Consider the following 15,373-nt stretch of genomic DNA (forward strand, 5'->3'; position numbering starts at 1 on the left):
CCATGCACCTGGAACCACGCCCAGGAATCGCCTGGCCGAGTCCGCACCTCCGCGAACTGAGGGACGCTGTGCGCATCCTGCTCGGCCTGGACGACGACACCGCCGTCGTGATCCGCCAATTCAGCTGTGGTGAACTCGGTTACGCACCGCTGGAAACCGTCGTCGAGGTGCTGCCCATGGACGGCGGGATCCACCGCTGGACACTCCACCGCCCCGCCGACGAGATCACCGAGCACGACCTGGCCTCTGCTTTTCAGGCGGCTCCGACTCGGCCGACTGCGCTCTGACCGCGTGATGCGCCGGCCGACCCCACTGCGGGTCTTCGAGATTGACAGTGACGACGGCACCGCCGAGCGGTAGAGCGGCAATGTGACTCCGTACCGGCGGCCAGGGCGGATACGTGACGCCGTGGGCGCCCTGGACGGGGGAGGAGGAGTCCGAAACCCTCAACTGGCGGGCGGATGCCTGCCATGGCGAGCAAGACGGCCGAGGCTGTGCTGTTTCCCGGGATCGATGTGCGAGTGGAGCGCGTCAGCAACTCCTTCGGCGTCCTTGTGGTGAAGGCGGTGTCCACCGCTCGCCCGGGCAGGTGTCGTCGAGCAGGTACCAGGCCCGTCCGAGCGGCACCGCCGCTCCAGCACCGGACTGACGGGCTGGCCGCGGTCCATCGTGATCGAGCTCGGCGGACGTCCGGCCGCGCGCTGTGCCGCCGCCTGTGGTTGGCCGCGGGCAAGGCCCGGCTGCTCAGGCTATCGACGGCGCAGAGGGTACCGGACCGGGCACCGCACGCCGGCCGGTCGTCACGGCAGAGCGAGGACATCGTCGATCGCGGACCGGATCTCCTCGTCCTGCATGAAGGCCCGGTAGTCCACGTATGTCGAAAGCCGCCGGCCGGATCCCCGCACCGTACCCAGGATTGCCCGCGCCGCCGGAGAGACCGTGCCGATCCTGGCGAGGGCGCGCAGCGCCTCGAGGGACAAGCCGTAGGCGTCGCCGCCACCGGCGATGGGAAGGAGGTGCTCTTCCAGGGCGGATCCACTCGGCTCCGGCTCGCCAGTGATCGACCACAGCGCGACCGCTGCCCGCAGCCGCAGCCAGCTGTCACCGTGCTCCATGACGCGCCGCACCCGGTCGGCGTAGCGTGCGGCCGCCGGTCCGAAATCGCCGAGGAGGCCGACGGGACCGTATAGCGGTTCGTCCTCGGTCAGCACCGCCTCGCCGATGAGCCGCATCGCCGCGTCGTGGTCGCCACCCAGGCGCCAGGCCGCCCATGCGACCTTGTGATGGTTGCCGGGGAAGTCGAGGACCGTGCACCGGCGCACGGCGGGCTCGGCTGACTCCGCAGCCGGTCCCATCGCCACCAGCGCATCGACTGCGTGCAGCGAGTACCCGGTGTCGTCCAGCAGGGCCACCACTTCCGGCAGTGCGGGCGCAGCGGCCGGCCCCCACGCTTTGAGGACTTCCAGGAAGCAGCAGGTCAGCGAGCCGCCCACGCCGTCGTCCCGGTGCAGCTTCCGCACCGTGGGCAGCAGGGCCTCCGCGTGCGCCCGCAGTGGCTCCAGGACGTCCTCGACCTCCGGCAGGTGGGGGCCGCCCGAGATGTACCCGCGTGAGTACTGGCCCCGGTACGGCGCGTACAGCCGCTCGACCAGCCCCGGCAGGGCGCGCTCGTCGCCGATGCGGCTCAGCGCCCAGCGGGCGTGGTCGCCGACGGTGCCCTCGAGGAACTCGGCCTCGCCCGGGTCGTCGAGGAGGGAGGCCAACTCGTCGGCGTACGGAGCCGCCCGCGAACCCAGCACGGCCAGCAGGTGGGCCGCCCGGTACCGTACGCCGTCATCCGGCTCGGCGAGCAGCGCACCCGCGAGCGGCAACAGCGATGATGCCGCGGACGGCCGGACCACCAGCAGCCGCCATCCCCCGTCCAGCGCGGCGCGGCACAGCAGGGTGTCCCCGTTCCGGCGCGCCGCGCCGATGAGCCGGACGACGAAGGCAAGTGCCGTCCGCGGCGTGGCCTCGAACAGGTGAGCTGTCAAAGAGATGACATCCTCACGGGTGAAGGCACTGTCGATGGCCGGCACGTACCAGATCGCCTCGAACTGCGCACGCACGGCTGGGTCGGACAGGACCTCCACCAGCAGGTCCAGCTCACGGACCGACGCCTGGGGATCGAACGCGGCCCACGCGTGCACGGCCGCGACCCGCATGACGGGACCGTCCGTACGCAGCACCTCGGCCACTGCCGCCCGCACCTTGACCACCGGCACGGCTTGGGCGGAGCCTGCGGCGGCGGTCCCCAGCGCGAGCAGCAGGGGCAGCCGCACCGTCGGGTCCGTCTCGGCGTGCCACCGCTCCCGCAGCACGTCGACACCATCTCCGAGGGGGAGGGCTTCCCTCCGCACCTCCGGCAGGGGGTCCGCGAGCAGCGCCCGGATCCGGGAGCGCTGGAGCCGCCATGCCTCGTGCCACCCCGTGTCCACCAGGCCGGGGTCGGCTTCGGCCGTCGTCTTGGACAGACTCGCCGGCAGTTGGACGAGTGTGGCCCGCGCGCCCATGTCCGGATCGCCGGCGAGTGCAACGACGAACGCCAGCGCGGCGGTTGCGACGGAGGCCACGCGTCCGGTGCCCAGCGCGAAGCAGTCGAACAGGGGGGTGCCCGAGCGCCGACTCCAGCCGCTCCCACGGCACATGGTCCAGCGCCTCAAGCGCTGTTCCTGCGGCCCATAGCCCCCGGGACCTCGCGAATGGGTTCTCCGACGGACATCCTGTCATCGAAAGCCGGCCTCTGCAGGACCGCTGGAGCGGGTGCCCATCTGCTCTCCCGGCGCCGTCTGCCAAAGTCAGCGCGCCGTTACACTCGCCGCCAGGCAGGGTGCCCCGCATTCCCGCACCACGGGGGAGCCGGGCACTTTCTTGCGCTGAAAGAGGGTCCCCATGCTGCTGCGTGAAGTGACGTTCACCGTCGACCTCGGCGAACACGGCTACCTCATCGGCTTCGACGACGACTACCAATTCCCGCGCCAGATGCCGTACGGATGGCGTTGCGGGCCGGCCGGCGAAGCCATCGCCGTCGTACTTCCCACCACCGACACCGGCCCGCTCCGGATGACCGTCCAGGTACACGACAGCCCACCCGCCCCCGAAGCGGATCATCGATGGGAGCCGGCGGAGGAGATGAGCCTGCGCGCCGACATTCCCACCCTCTGCCTGGCCACCATCGGACAGGGCGACTTCTGGGACGCCTGGCCCGAAGACGAACCCCCACCGCAGATGGCGCCCCTCGCCAGCAGGGGCGACTGGGTACGCATGCGCCTGTACTGCCATGCCGACGACCCCGAACCCGGCATCGGCGACCACGGAGAACACCACCTCGTCCAACTCTGGCACGCCCCAGCCACCCCTGCCCTGCACCCTCCACTCAGCGAGGAAGACCGGCAGGCACGCGAAGAGTACGCCGCGCACCAGCCCGGCATCGTGGAGGAATACACCATCGAGTATCCGCCGCGACACTGAACCGATCGGCCACAGGCCCGGGTTCGCGCGCCCCGCAGCCGACTCACACGCCTTCGGATCACGAGTTGCCACGCCATCCCGCGGACCGTGCAGCGGCACCTGCGGCACGAAGCCCGCCGAGGAGCCCTCCGGCTGGGGCGCCTCACGTGACACCTCCTTCCGCGCACTCCTGAGCCAGCCGCAACCGTGAGCAGCCGCCGCGGCACACTGCGGACACGGCGGTGTCCGGCTGTCCCTTGGTCGGACTGTCGAAGGACCAGGCCGCGAGCTTGTTGCCATCGCTCTTGTCGACCTGCCACATGCCCGTCCCGCGACCGAGGACGTCGGTACTCACAATCGGGTGAACGCCTGCATGCTGCTGGGATGACGTTCTGCGGCGGAGCGGGTGCCCCATCCGGTGCGAGGGATCAGCAGCGCACGTCACCACATCCGAACTCAGGACCTTGGGCGGGGCACCTCGAAGTAGGTTCCGTCTGAGAGAGGCGGTCGGATGTCCACTTGGAGAACCGTTCCGTACCGGGCGCGGATGGACGGCACGGCTTCAGGGCGCTGGGGGGTGATGTCGCACCGGGAGTACACGACGGATTTTGGCGGGCAGGCGGGCGTTTCCCTGCCCTCTACCTGGTGGAGAGGGGGCGTGGTTCCGTGGGGCGGCGTGTCCCATGTGATCTCCACATCTTCGTTCACCGACTCCAGGTAGGGAGCGGGCATCAGTTGCCCGTCGGGCTCCACGCCCCGCATCCGCTGGTACATCAGCGCGTAGTCCATCGATCCCCCGGACGCACTCCCGGGGCCGTTGACATTGGGCTGCCACTTCGCGATGTGTGCGGCGTCGATACGCCGCAGCACGTCGGCGACCTCACCCTCGACCCCGAACACGGCATGCCCGCTCATCGAGCAGGTCAGCAAGGGGCCCGTGGCGGGCTCGAAGATGTTTCCCTCGCGGGCTTTGTTGCAGCTGTCCTCGAACATCGTATATCCGGGGTGCAGGCCCTTCACGTGGCTGAACGGCACCAGCAGCCCCCGGATATACGCCTCCTTCGAGTCGCGGATGCGCTGTGCCTCGGCTCCCCGGGCCTTGGCCCGCAGCTCACTGTCGGCGGGCGGTCGGGAGCATGCGGTGGCCACCGTCATCATCAACGCACATCCCACCATCAGCACACCAGTGGCCAGTCTCCGATGTAATCCCAATTCCTCGCCCTTCCCGCATACTTAACGGTCGTCACCACACATTTCCCTGTTCCGTACACGAGTGCATGAGTACGCGTACTCAAAGATCCGCGAGCGACACTGGACGGTCCGCGGCGGCGGATGCGGCGCTCCCGCAACGGCGAGGCGCTGCTGGTCGGCGGGTACACCGACACCGACCCGGTGGCCACGCGCCGGCACACCGTGTGGCACCGCCTGCACTCCGCCGAACTGCACGCCCGCTTCTCCGAGGGCGCCTCCCGCGCCTTGGCTCGAAGCGGTCCTCGTGCCGGCACGGACAGGTCTCTGCCGCAGCCTGAGAAAGCTGCCGATGCTCAAGTGGGGGCCGGTTCCAGTCGCCCGGTGGGGCCGCCGAACGACGTCGCAGGGAATGACGTGTACGCGGGTCAGGGCCGGTTGGGCCTGGGCTGAGGACCTTGTCCCACCGCGAGTCGGCGGGGATCATGACCGAGTGCAGCACCGAGAGGGAATCCACGAACTACTTGCACGCGTCGGACTCACGGTCGTCGAGGACGTGTGCCCGGGCAGCCTGTTCCCGCCGGAGGCCGGCTGGAGGATCGCGCGGGGGATCGCGGCGCCGGACGGCGTGGCCCGGGAAGCGCTCGATGCCGCGTGGTGGCGCCGTCTTTGCGATGTCGACGGTGAGTTCCTGGTGGTCGTCCTCGGGCACCGGACCGGCGGCAACGACTCCTGGTGGACCCGGGTCCGGCACACCGGGAGCGGCGTGCCGGAGTTGACCGGCGCCCCCGGGTTCGTGGCGCTCTCCCTTGACGGGCAGGTGCTGTTGGCGGAGGTGCCCGGTGCGGGCGGGCCTCGGGTGACGGCACTCGACCGACTGCCGGAGCGGCTGGAGGAGGCCGCCGCGGCCGCCGGCCGCGAGACGGAGGCCGAGCGCGCCGAGGTGTGGGCGGCGGTGCCCGGTCGACGTGCGTGGCCTCTGCACTGGGCCGAGGGGATCGGGTCCAATCCGGCCGCGACGGACGAACTGCTGATCCGGTTGCTGGATGTGGAGGCGGGCTTCCTGCACGGATGCGACCGGCCCGCCGTCCTCGACGCCGCCGTGACGCACCCCGATCCGCGGGTGCGGTCAAGGCCCGCCGACACCTTCCGGCCCAAGCTCACGTCCGTTCAGTGGGCACACCTGGTCCGCGCCGAGCCGTCACCGAATCGACGCGTGCTCTGGGCGGAGCACGCCTGCATCTGGGGCGCCGAGCTCCCCGAGGACCTGTACGACGACCTCCTCGCCGGCCCGTCCCGCGCGCAAGCCGCCGAACTCCCGGGGCTCCCCGCACAGCACCTCCCTGGCCTCGCCGCCGACGCCGATCCTCGGGTGCGGGTGGCGGTCTGTGCCCGGTGGGAGGACCTCGCTGCACCGCTGCGGGAGCGGCTGCTGGCCGACACGGACTACACGGTGCGAACGGCTGCGCTGCTCGCCCACCACACCGGCGAACCCATGCCTCGAGAGGTCTTCGCCGCCCTGCCCGACCCGCGGCGGGCGCTCGAACGGTGCCGCCTCGCGCCCGAGCTGGAGGCGGAGCTGGTCCGGGACGGGGACGCGGAGGTACGTCGGGCGCTGGCCGCCAACCCGGGCCTGGGCGCGCACGGCGTCGCCGTGCTGGCGGAGGACCCGCAGGACGGCATCCGCTCCGCGGTGGCGCTGCGCCCCGACCTCACCGAGGAGCAACGTGCCGCGGTGCGCCACGACTTCGACTCGACGTCGATGTCGTACACCCTGCCCTGGGTCGAGGACCTGCACGGCGACGCCGATGCGATGCGCCGTCTCGCCGCGTCGTCCCACCCGCTGGTCCGCCGCAGTGTGGCCCGAGCCCGGCACCTCCCGCCGGATGTCGTGGCGCGCCTGGCGCGCGACGAGGACCGGGTGGTCCGCCTGTTCCTCGCCGAATCGTGCGAGGACGCGCCGGCCGACATGCTGCTGGAGGTCTGGCGCTGGTGGGACGGCAGCTTCAGCCACCCAGACCGGCCCCGCAGCCACCCCAACTTCCCCCGTACGGGCCTGCTGCGCTACACCGCCGACCCCAGCGGGCGGATGCGCCGCCTGGCCCTTGACGATCCGGAGTCGACACCGGCCGACGTCGCACGCCTGGCCCGGGATCCCGAAGCCGAGGTACGCCACCGCGCGGCTGCGGACCCCCGACTGTCACCGGCCGACGCGGTGCGGCTGCTGAACGACCCGGAGGTCCACGTCCGGGGCACCGCGGTACGCAATCCGCAGCTGCCGGCCCGCGTCCTGGCCGGGCTGCTGCACGACCGCGACACGGCATACGCAGCGGTCACCAACCCGGCGATCCCGGTCCCCGTCCTGCACCGCATCCTTACCGCGGCCGCGGCAGCCGTGGCAGCCCCGCCCTGAACTCCGGCACACCTGTTGCGAAAGTCCCGTCCTCCGCCCGAAGGGCGGGCCCGGCGGCGTCCGGTGCGTGCTCTCGGCGTGCCGGGTGGAGAGGCCCTCGTGCTGGACGTACCTAGCCGCCGCAAGCGGCCGCATTTCCTTGTTGACAGCCGGCCAGTATGCATACCTTTCCTACGATGGTCCGCCCGAGCGGCCTTCGGACCCGGCCAGGCCCTCCTATCTGGTCCGAGTCGATATGAACCGGACCGGCGCCAGTACAACGAGAAGTTCAAGACGACCGCGGGCAACTCGCTGCCCGGTCGCGAACCTCAGGGAATGGCGATATGGCGGTCCTCCAGCGGTCCGCGGCTCGCGTTCGGCTACTCCAGCAAAATCGCTGTCAGTCCTGACGAGTTCCAGGCGACCGTCTTCTACAAGAGAGAGCTTGCCGGGTAAGCAGCGCTGAGGCGCGGCTCCCCGCCCGGCTGCGGTTATCTCGTCACCAGCGACCGCATGCTTCAGGGGCTGGTGGGCAGCGCCTGGGGGGAGGGGCGGCCAGGGCCGCTTCACCCTGTAGGTCTGCATCCCGGTGGGCAGCACGGCGTGGTCCGGATGTCCGCGGTGGCCCCGGATCGCGTCACCGCCATGGGCTCCATGCGGCCGCCTCCCGACGCCCGGACTGCCTTGCTGGCGACCTACCGGGTCTCCGCCGGCAGCTACGTCTTCGTCGTGGGCTGACCTGCAAGCGCGAGGAGGCCGCTGACCTGGAGCGCATTCTGCCGGTGCCGGGCATCGAGCCCGGTACCGGCAGAGCTGTACACGGCGACTGCCGCCTAACTTTGTCCTCATCCTGGATAAAGTTCGACCGATCATGGTGAAACTTCTTCCCGGTACGAGTGGATGCTGTTACCGTCCCTGACGAAGCAAGCCGGTACCCGTAAGGTGGCCGGAAGTCGACGGACAGGTCCGACAGGGGCGGTGAGGGGCACGTGAGGCGTATGACGGAGCGACCCGCCAATGCTCATCAGGCCCGGCTGCTGACGCTGTTGCGCGACGGCGGCCCCAGTTCCCGTGCTGAACTGAGTGACCGGATCGACCTGTCCCGGTCCAAACTGGCCGTGGAGGTGGACCGGCTGCTGGAGACGGGCCTGGTCGTGGCTGACGGGCTGGCCCCCTCGCGGGGCGGCCGCCGTTCCCACAACGTCCGGCTCAATCCGCGGCTGCGTTTCCTCGGTGCCGACATCGGCGCGACCTCGGTCGACGTCGCCGTCACCAACGCCGAACTGGAGGTTCTGGGACACCTCAATCAGCCCATGGACGTGCGCGAGGGCCCGGTCGCGGTCCTCGAGCAGGTCCTGGCCCTGGCCGGAAAGCTCAAGGCCGGCGGGCTCGCGGACGGCTTCGACGGCGTCGGTATCGGCGTCCCCGGCCCGGTCCGCTTCCCCGACGGCGTCCCGGTGGCGCCGCCGATCATGCCGGGCTGGGACGGTTTCCCGGTGAGGGAGGCGCTCAGTCAGGAGTTCGGCTGCCCGGTCATGGTCGACAACGACGTGAACCTGATGGCGCTGGGGGAGCAGCACGCGGGGGTCGCACGCTCCGTGGGCGACTTCCTCTGCGTCAAGATCGGCACCGGCATCGGCTGCGGCATCGTCGCGGGCGGCGAGGTCCACCGGGGCGTCACCGGCAGCGCCGGCGACATCGGGCACATCCAGGCCGTACCCGACGGACGCCCCTGCGCCTGCGGCAACCGGGGCTGCCTGGAGGCCCACTTCGGCGGCGCGGCCCTGGCCCGCGACGCACTCGAGGCGGTCGAGCGGGGTCGCTCAGTGGAACTGGCCTCGCGGTTGGCGGCGAACGGCACCCTGACAGCCGTCGACGTCTCCGCCGCGGCGGCCGCCGGAGACGCGACCGCGCTCGATCTGATCCGGGAGGGCGGCACCCGCACCGGGCAGGTCATCGCCGGGCTGGTCTCCTTCTTCAACCCCGGCCTGGTGGTGATCGGCGGCGGTGTGACCGGCCTCGGTCACACCCTGCTGGCCGCGATCCGCACCCAGGTCTACCGCCAGTCGCTGCCCCTGGCGACCGGCAACCTTCCCATCGTCCTCGGTGAACTGGGGTCGGCCGCCGGCGTCATCGGCGCCGCCCGGCTCATCAGCGACCACCTGTTCCTGCCCGCGTAACCCCGGGCGCTCCTCCCGCCAGTCCCACGTGCGCGATCCGCACGACTCGTACTCGTACGACCTCCCTCACCTGCACACCACACCAGCGCAGTGATCCGTGTTGACCAGGTCCGCGCGCCGCTCCGCGCTGTCCTGCGCCGCCCCGCGCCCAGACACATCCGCATGCCCGCCGAGGGGAACCCGCATGGCACCACCACTGCTCAGCATGTCCAAAATCACCAAATCGTTCCCGGGAGTCCAAGCCCTCGCCGGGGTGGACCTCGAAGTCCAGGCGGGGGAGGTGCACTGCCTGCTGGGTCAGAACGGCGCCGGCAAGTCGACGCTCATCAAGACCCTGGCCGGCGCCCATCAGCCGGACGGCGGCATCATCCGCTGGCGCGGCGAACCTGTCGTGCTGCGTTCGCCGGTCGCCGCGATGCGGTTGGGCATCGCCACCATCTATCAGGAACTCGATTTGGTGGCGCACCTGTCGGTGGCCGAGAACGTCTACCTGGGCCACGAACCCACGACCGCCGGTTTCGTCGTACGCGGGAAGACCGCCCGTGCGTCAACAGCACACCTGCTGCAACGACTTGGGCATCCCGAGATCAACCCGTCGCGGCCCGTCGGGGAGTTGTCGGCGGCCCAGCAGCAGGTCGTGTCCATGGCGCGGGCGCTGTCCCACGAGGTGCGGCTCATCGTGATGGACGAGCCGTCGGCCTCCCTCGACCCGGATGAGGTCGACAATCTCTTCCGCACGGTCACCGATCTCACCGCCGACGGTGTGGCCGTCGTCTACATCTCGCACCGGCTGGAGGAGATCCGCCGCATCGGCGACCGCGTCACGGTGCTGAAGGACGGCCGCTCGGTCGCCGGCGGGCTGCCCGCGAAGTCCACGCCGACGCACGACATCGTCGCGCTGATGACCGGACGGGACGTCGAGCAGATTTTCCCCGATCGTCCCACGGCCGAGGCATCCGGCCCCCCGGTTCTCGAAGCCCGCGGGCTGTCCCGACGCGGCGAGTTCGCCCCGTTCGATCTGGAGGTGCGGCCGGGAGAGATCGTGGGCCTGGCCGGTCTCGTGGGCTCCGGGCGCTCGGAGATCCTGGAGACCGTCTGCGGCGCTCGCAGGCCCACCACCGGTCACATCGTGGTGGACGGGCGCAAGGTCCGGCCCGGCAGTGTCCGCGCCGCCGTCCGGGCCGGGCTCGGCCTCGCCCCTGAGGAGCGCAAGGCACAGGCCCTGCTGATGCTGGAGTCGGTCACCAGCAATGTCTCCGCCTCCTCCCTCTCCCGCTTCGCCCGCGGTGGTGTGATTGACCGGCGTGCCGAACGCGCGGCCGCCCACACCGCCACCCGGGAGCTGTCGCTGCGCCCCGACAACCCCGACGCCCAGGTCCGCACGCTCTCCGGCGGCAACCAGCAAAAAGCGGTACTCGCCCGCTGGCTGCTGCGCGGCTGCCGGGTACTGCTGCTGGACGAACCCACCCGCGGTGTCGACGTGGGCGCCCGGGCCGAACTGTACGCGGTGATCCGCCGACTCGCCGACGAGGGACTGGCCGTCCTCCTCGTCTCCAGCGAGGTGCCCGAGGTCCTTGGGCTGGCCGACCGCGTCCTCGTCCTGCGCGAGGGGACGGTCGTCCACACCGCCCCGGCCGCCGAACTCGACGAACACCGCGTCCTCGACCTCGTCATGCAAGGAAGCCCGGAGGCAGAGCAACGCAGCCCCGTGGCCGATGAAGGGAGCCTCGCGTCATGACGCAGCCCATGTCCCCACCACGGGACAGCGCCGACAAGACGGCGTCGCCCGTGGCCGCGCCACCCGCCTGGCGTGCCCTGCTGCCCCGCGCCGACGTCCGCATCCTGTCGCTCCTCGGGGTCCTCGCCGTGCTCGTCGTCATCGGCGGCGTCACCCAGCCCGACCAGTTCCTCGACACCCGCAACCTCCAACTCGTCCTCACCCAGGCGTCCGTCATCGGTGTCGTCACCGTCGGCATGACCTTCGTCATCACCTCCGGCGGCATCGACCTGTCCGTCGGAGCGATCGTCGCCCTCGCCTCCGTCTGGGCGACCACGGTGGCCACCCAGAGCTACGGATTCGCCGGCATCCTCTTCACGGCCGTGGCCGTCGGCGTCGGGTGCGGACTGGTCAACGGAGTACTCATCGCCTACGGCAGGATGGTCCCGTTCATCGCGACGCTCGCCATGCTGGCGTCCGCCCGCGGCCTTGCCCTCCAGATCACCGGCGGCCAGACGCAGGTCGTCACCGTCGGCGGCGTCCTGGACCTCGGCAACCGCGACTCCTACGTGCTCGGCATACCGCCGCTGGTGCTGGTCTTCGCCCTCGTCACCGTCATCGGCTGGTTCCTTCTCAACCGCACCACCTTCGGCCGGCGCACCGTCGCGGTCGGCGGCAACGCGGAGGCGGCCCGGCTCGCCGGCATCGACGTCCGCCGCCAGCGCCTCTACCTCTACCTGCTGTCCGGCCTGTGCTGCGGCATCGCCGCCTTCCTCCTGATCGTCCTGTCCGGATCCGGCCAGAACACCAACGGCAACCTCTACGAACTCGACGCCATCGCCGCGGCGATCATCGGCGGCTCGCTGCTCACCGGCGGCCGGGGCACCATCACCGGCTCCGTCCTCGGCGTCCTGATCTTCACCACGATCACCGACATCTTCGCCCTCAACAACCTCCAGAGCGACGTCCAGCAGATCGCGAAGGGCGCGATCATCGTCGCCGCCGTACTGGTGCAGCGCCGTACCGCGAGCACCACCTGAGGAAAGGGTCCACCGCCATGTCACAGCTCACCAGTCGCAGAGGACTGCTCTTCGGCACCGCCGCGGTCTCCACGGGAGCCTTCCTCACCGCGTGCACCAGCAACGCCACCGGCGCCGCGCCCTCTGCGAACGACCAGTCGGCCGCCTCCGACAAGCCCGGCAAGCACGTCACCATCGGCTTCGCCGGCCCCCAGGCCGACCACGGCTGGCTCAACGCCATCAACGCGAACGCGAAGAGCCGCGCCAAGAGCTACTCCGACGTCACGCTGGAGATCACCGAGGGCTCCAACGACACGGCCACGCAGATCGGCCAGATCGAGACCCTCATCAACAAGAAGGTCGACGTCCTGGTCATCCTCCCCGCGGACGGCAAGGCGCTGACCCAGGTCGGGCTCAAGGCCATGCGGGCAGGCGTCCCGGTGATCAACCTGGACCGGATCTTCAACTCCCCTCAGGCCTACCGCTGCTGGATCGGCGGTGACAACTACGGCATGGGCCTCAATGCCGGGCACTACATCGGCCAGAAGCTCAAGGGCAGGAAGAACGCCAAGGTCGTGGAGCTGGCCGGCATCGACAACCTGGAGCTCACCCGGCAGCGCACCCAGGGCTTCGACGACGCGCTCAAGAACTACCCGAACATCACCAAGGTCGCTCGGCAGGCCGCCGACTTCACCGTCGAGTCCGGACAGGCCAAGATGGCCCAACTCCTCCAGGCCCAGCGGAAGTTCGACGCACTGTGGAACCACGACGACGACCAGGGCGTGGGCGCCCTGCGGGCTGTCGAACAGGCCGGCCGCGACGAGTTCCTGATGGTCGGCGGAGCCGGGGCGCTCTCCGCGTTCCAGGCCATCAAGCAGGACAACGGCGTACTCAAGGCGACCGTCCTGTACCCGCCGAGCATGGCCGCCTCCGCCGTCGACCTGGCCCGCGCCCTGGCGCAGGGCAAGGGGGTCGGCGGGCTCGCCCAGTACGAGATCCCCGCCTCACTCACGGTGTACTCGGCCGTCGTCGACAAGGACAACGTCGACCAGTACCTGTCCACGGGCTTCCGCTGATCCCGCCCGCTCGCACTCCCACCCCGCCACTCGACGAGGAGGACCACCGCATGGCCCAGCCGCAGAACCAGGACGTAGCGGCAGCACAGAACCAGGGCGCGACCGCTGCGGACAGACCGCCGCTGCGCGTCGGCATGATCGGATACGCCTTCATGGGCGCCGCCCACACCCAGGGCTGGCTCACCGCGGGACGCGTCTTCGACCTGCCTCGACGTCCGGTCCTCGCCGCGCTCTGCGGCCGGGACGAGGCCGCCGTACGGCGCATGGCCGACCGGCACGGCTGGGCCACGACCGAGACCGACTGGCGCGCCCTGGTCGCCCGGGACGACATCGACCTCGTCGACATCTGCACCCCGGGCGACAGCCACGCCGAGATCGCCCTCGCCGCTCTCGCCGCCGGCAAGCACGTGCTGTGCGAGAAGCCGCTCGCCAACAGCGTCGCCGAGGCCGAGGCCATGGCGGCAGCGGCCGACGCGGCGCAGCAGCGGGGCCGGGTGGCCATGGTCGGCTTCAACTACCGCCGGCTCCCCGCGATCGCCTTGGCCCGACGGATGATCACCGAAGGCCGGCTGGGCACGCTGCGACACGTACGCCTGACCTACTTGCAGGACTGGCTGGTCGACCCCGACTTTCCGCTCACCTGGCGGCTGCGCAGGGAAGCGGCCGGCTCGGGAGCGCTCGGCGACCTGGGCGCCCACATCATCGACCTCGCCCAGTACCTGGCGGGCGAGCCCCTCGCCGGGGTCTCCGGACTCACCCGGACGTTCGTGCGCGAGCGGCCCCTGCCCGGCGGCCCGAGCGCCGACGGGGGCGTCGGCACGGTCACTGTCGACGACACCGCCCTGTTCACCGCCCGCTTCCCCTCCGGAGCCGTCGCCTCCTTCGAGGCCTCCCGGTTCGCCGCCGGACGCAAGAACTCCCTGCGCGTCGAACTCAACGGCGAACGCGGCTCACTCGCCTTCGACCTGGAGCGCCTGAACGAGCTCGCCTACCACGACCACACCGAACCGGCCGCCCATGCCGGCTTCCGCCGCATCCTCGTCACCGAACCCGACCACCCCTACCTCGACGCCTGGTGGCCGCCCGGCCACGGTCTCGGTTACGAACACACCTTCGTGCACCAGGTCCGCGACCTGATCCACGCGCTGGCCGAGGGCCGCCGTCCCGAACCCTCGTTCGCCGACGGACTCCAGGTCCAGCGCGTGCTCGCGGCGGTCGAGGAGAGCGCCGAGAAGGACTCCGTCTACACCACCGTCGACTGAGAGAACCCCGCCATGCCGCACTCCTTCACCCTCTTCACCGGCCAGTGGGCCGACCTGCCCCTCGAAGAGGTCTGCCGCCTCGCCCGCGACTTCGGCTACGACGGCCTCGAACTCGCCTGCTCCGGCGACCACTTCGAGGTGGACAAGGCGCTCGCGGACCCCTCGTACCTCCCCTCGCGCCACCAGCTCCTCGACAAGTACGGCCTCAAGTGCTGGGCGATCTCCAACCACCTCGTCGGCCAGGCGGTCTGCGACGCCCTCATCGACGAGCGCCACCAGGCCATCCTCCCGGCGCGCATCTGGGGCGACGGCGAACCCGAGGGCGTGCGTCAGCGCGCCGCCACCGAGATCAAGGACACGGCACGGGCGGCAGCCGCCTTCGGCGTCGACACCGTCGTGGGCTTCACCGGCTCCGCCATCTGGCACCTCGTGGCCATGTTCCCGCCCGCCCCCGAGTCCATGATCGAGCGCGGCTACGAGGACTTCGCCGAGCGCTGGCACCCGATCCTCGACGTCTTCGACACCGAGGGCGTCCGCTTCGCGCACGAGGTCCACCCCAGCGAGATCGCCTACGACTACTGGACCACCCACCGCGCCCTGGAGGCCATAGGCCACCGCCCCGCCTTCGGCCTCAACTTCGACCCGTCCCATTTCGTCTGGCAGGACATCGACCCCGTCGGCTTCCTGTGGGACTTCCGCGACCGCATCTACCACGTCGACTGCAAGGAAGCCCGCAAGCGGTTCGACGGGCGGGGCGGCCGCCTCGGCTCGCACCTGCCCTGGGGCGACCCCCGCCGCGGCTGGGACTTCGTCTCGGCCGGCCACGGAGACGTGCCGTGGGAGGACGTCTTCCGCATGCTTCGCTCCATCGGCTACGGCGGCCCCATCTCGGTCGAGTGGGAGGACGCCGGGATGAACCGCCTCCAGGGCGCCCCCGACGCGCTCGCCCACCTCAAGAAGTACGACTACGAGCCGCCGTCGGCCTCCTTCGACGCGGCGTTCGGAAACTGACTGCCACAGGCCGGTACCGCCGGACCCCGAGAGCAGCGC

At 70.8% G+C, this 15,373-nt stretch carries 13 protein-coding genes; 10 read left to right on the top strand and 3 right to left on the bottom strand.

The genetic code is table 11. The features are described 5' to 3' along the window. Positions 1–68 precede the first annotated feature (68 nt). Positions 69–287 (top strand): hypothetical protein, encoded by a 219-nt coding sequence (locus ABZ915_RS34280; RefSeq protein WP_361811316.1) that lies wholly within the window; start codon positions 69–71, stop codon positions 285–287. A 513-nt stretch (positions 288–800) separates the two neighbouring features. Here the strand turns inward: ABZ915_RS34280 and ABZ915_RS34285 are convergent. Beyond that, positions 801–2,687, bottom strand: coding sequence for a HEAT repeat domain-containing protein (locus tag ABZ915_RS34285; RefSeq protein ID WP_361811319.1), 1,887 nt, complete (start codon positions 2,685–2,687; stop codon positions 801–803). A gap of 244 nt (positions 2,688–2,931) precedes the next feature. On the opposite strand from ABZ915_RS34285, the gene ABZ915_RS34290 reads away from it, so the two are divergent. Beyond that, a complete protein-coding gene (locus ABZ915_RS34290; protein ID WP_361811322.1) occupies positions 2,932–3,510 on the top strand; it encodes a hypothetical protein in 579 nt (192 codons plus the stop codon). Positions 3,511–3,652: 142 nt separating this feature from the next. Here ABZ915_RS34290 and ABZ915_RS34295 read toward each other — a convergent pair whose 3' ends face one another. Together ABZ915_RS34295 and ABZ915_RS34300 are read right to left on the bottom strand one after the other, a co-directional pair. Beyond that, positions 3,653–3,844, bottom strand: coding sequence for a hypothetical protein (locus ABZ915_RS34295; RefSeq protein ID WP_361811325.1), 192 nt, complete (start codon positions 3,842–3,844; stop codon positions 3,653–3,655). A gap of 101 nt (positions 3,845–3,945) precedes the next feature. Continuing rightward, complete coding sequence (locus ABZ915_RS34300; protein WP_361811328.1) at positions 3,946–4,638, bottom strand: hypothetical protein; 693 nt, start codon at positions 4,636–4,638, stop codon at positions 3,946–3,948. Between the two features lie 532 nt (positions 4,639–5,170). On the opposite strand from ABZ915_RS34300, the gene ABZ915_RS34305 reads away from it, so the two are divergent. The 8 genes from ABZ915_RS34305 (at position 5,171) to ABZ915_RS34340 (ending at position 15,334) form a co-directional block, all read left to right on the top strand. Continuing rightward, complete coding sequence (locus ABZ915_RS34305) at positions 5,171–7,090, top strand: hypothetical protein (RefSeq protein WP_361811330.1); 1,920 nt, start codon at positions 5,171–5,173, stop codon at positions 7,088–7,090. A 591-nt stretch (positions 7,091–7,681) separates the two neighbouring features. After that, positions 7,682–7,807, top strand: coding sequence for a hypothetical protein (locus ABZ915_RS34310; RefSeq protein WP_361811333.1), 126 nt, complete (start codon positions 7,682–7,684; stop codon positions 7,805–7,807). Between the two features lie 260 nt (positions 7,808–8,067). Continuing rightward, the gene (locus tag ABZ915_RS34315) at positions 8,068–9,249 is read left to right on the top strand and encodes an ROK family transcriptional regulator (RefSeq protein ID WP_361811336.1); all 1,182 of its coding nucleotides are present in this window, start codon (positions 8,068–8,070) and stop codon (positions 9,247–9,249) included. 184 nt (positions 9,250–9,433) lie between these two features. Then, a complete protein-coding gene (locus ABZ915_RS34320; RefSeq protein ID WP_361811339.1) occupies positions 9,434–10,987 on the top strand; it encodes a sugar ABC transporter ATP-binding protein in 1,554 nt (517 codons plus the stop codon). Beyond that, positions 10,984–12,006 (top strand): ABC transporter permease, encoded by a 1,023-nt coding sequence (locus tag ABZ915_RS34325; RefSeq protein WP_361811342.1) that lies wholly within the window; start codon positions 10,984–10,986, stop codon positions 12,004–12,006. Before ABZ915_RS34320 ends, ABZ915_RS34325 begins: the two co-directional genes overlap by 4 nt. Before the next feature lie 17 nt (positions 12,007–12,023). Next, on the top strand, positions 12,024–13,061 hold the full coding sequence (locus tag ABZ915_RS34330) for a substrate-binding domain-containing protein (protein ID WP_361811345.1): 1,038 nt from the start codon (positions 12,024–12,026) through the stop codon (positions 13,059–13,061). 50 nt (positions 13,062–13,111) lie between these two features. Then, positions 13,112–14,323 carry a Gfo/Idh/MocA family oxidoreductase gene (locus ABZ915_RS34335; RefSeq protein WP_361811348.1) on the top strand — a complete coding sequence of 404 codons (1,212 nt, stop codon included), beginning with the start codon at positions 13,112–13,114 and terminating at the stop codon, positions 14,321–14,323. A gap of 12 nt (positions 14,324–14,335) precedes the next feature. Next, the gene (locus ABZ915_RS34340) at positions 14,336–15,334 is read left to right on the top strand and encodes a sugar phosphate isomerase/epimerase family protein (RefSeq protein WP_361811351.1); all 999 of its coding nucleotides are present in this window, start codon (positions 14,336–14,338) and stop codon (positions 15,332–15,334) included. Positions 15,335–15,373 lie beyond the last annotated feature (39 nt).

Origin of the sequence: Streptomyces sp. NPDC046915, from assembly GCF_040644935.1 — a bacterium.
Classification (GTDB): domain Bacteria; phylum Actinomycetota; class Actinomycetes; order Streptomycetales; family Streptomycetaceae; genus Streptomyces.